Here is a 1,576-nt window from a genome sequence, read left to right on the forward strand (position 1 = left end):
TTTAGAAACATTTAAGTTTTCTGCTAATGTTGAGAATACCAATTTCACTTCTCTTACTGATGAAGTTCTATCGAAGTTTTCAAGTACTTTTACTTTTTGTCCTTCGTTTAAATCAAAAGTTCTGAATAGTTTGTTAGTATAAAGTAACTTAGCGTTCAACAGATTTACTTCATTGATAGTTTTTTGTAAACTTTCAATTGTTAAATAAGCTTCTTCTAATTCATCTTCTTTACTTTCTTCTTCTTCAGATTCTTCTTCTGATACTTTTTCTTCTGAATCATCTTCCATTTCTTTCAAAGTTCTAATAACTTCGTCTAAATCGATTTCTTCTTCGTCATCCATATCATCTTCTTCAGCAACAGCTTCTGGTTCAGCTTCTTCTGATTCGTAAGTTTCTTCAGTTGATTCTTCATCATCTTCAGATACTTCATCATCAGCCATTTCAGCTTCTAATTCAGCGATTACAGATTCTAAATCTAAATCATCTTCATCCATATCTTCTTCAGATACTTCTGAATCTTCTTCAGATTCTTCTTCTACTGGTACTTCTTCATCTTCTGATTCGTAAGCTACTTCAGCAGATTCTTCATCTTCTTCGGTTACTTCTTCTTCAGCAGGTACTTCTTCTTCACCTTCTAAGTTATCTTCAACTTCTTCTTCTGAATCCATTTCGGAATCCATTTCAGAATCTACAGCTACTGCCATTTCATCTTCTACTTCATCTTCCATTTCATCTTCATCAGCTTCTTCAGCTAATTTTGCAGAAATCATTGATTGTAACTTAGGTGTGAATGCTTCTTCTAAGGCTAACTTAGCGTTTGCTAGAGCAGTTTCTTTAACGGCTTTAGCATCAGCGATAGCTTCAGATAACAAATCTTTTCTATTTGCCATAATTATTCTCCTAAATTGTTTTTGGAAATAAGATTATTAAAATCTTAATAGATATTATTTAACTAATATATGTAATCACCTATTGGAAAGTGATATTTTTATCTTTTATAAATAGTGGTGTATAAATGAAAACACTAAAAAAGTGTTAACTATTTATTCTTCGTTTTGTCTACGTTGCCAATCAGCTCGGACTGCTAGTTGCATTTTCCTTCTTTTTATTGCTGATGGTTTTAAGAATTCTTTACGTTCTTTTAATTCTTCTAACTTACCACTATCTTTCATTTTTCGTTTGAAAGTCTTTAAAGCTAGTTCGATATTTCCGTTAACCACTCTAACCCCAGAATAACAACCTGGAATCTCCATATCTTGTTTATTAATTCTTGTATAAGGTTTTTTAAATTTCTTTTCTTTATCTTGCATATTGTTTTGATAATTGTTTATAAAAAAATACACCTACCACATTGTTGTTGATAGGTGTATATAAATATCTAAATAAATTTAGTAAAATTACTTTACAGTTAAAGAACTATATTTTTTATAAAGTTTTACTAATGTATCTTTTAGTTCTTTTGTAAACTTAACTTTGTTAGAGTTTAATGATGCGTTGTTATCACCTAATAGTGGTAACAATCCTGATTTTTGGATTCTATCACCTACTAACTTATCATTCACAAATGCAATCTTT

The 1,576-nt window shown here is 30.1% G+C and carries 1 protein-coding gene and 1 pseudogene; both read right to left on the reverse strand.

Annotated elements, in window-relative coordinates:
• Nucleotides 1-891, reverse strand: a pseudogene (locus AACZ53_RS14540) (hypothetical protein); the annotation flags it as partial.
• 153 nt (nt 892-1,044) lie between these two features.
• Nucleotides 1,045-1,344, reverse strand: coding sequence for a 30S ribosomal protein S21 (gene rpsU / locus AACZ53_RS14545; RefSeq protein ID WP_339839930.1), 300 nt, complete (start codon nt 1,342-1,344; stop codon nt 1,045-1,047).
• Nucleotides 1,345-1,576 lie beyond the last annotated feature (232 nt).

Source organism: uncultured Flavobacterium sp. (assembly GCF_963975005.1).
Taxonomy (GTDB): domain Bacteria; phylum Bacteroidota; class Bacteroidia; order Flavobacteriales; family Flavobacteriaceae; genus Flavobacterium.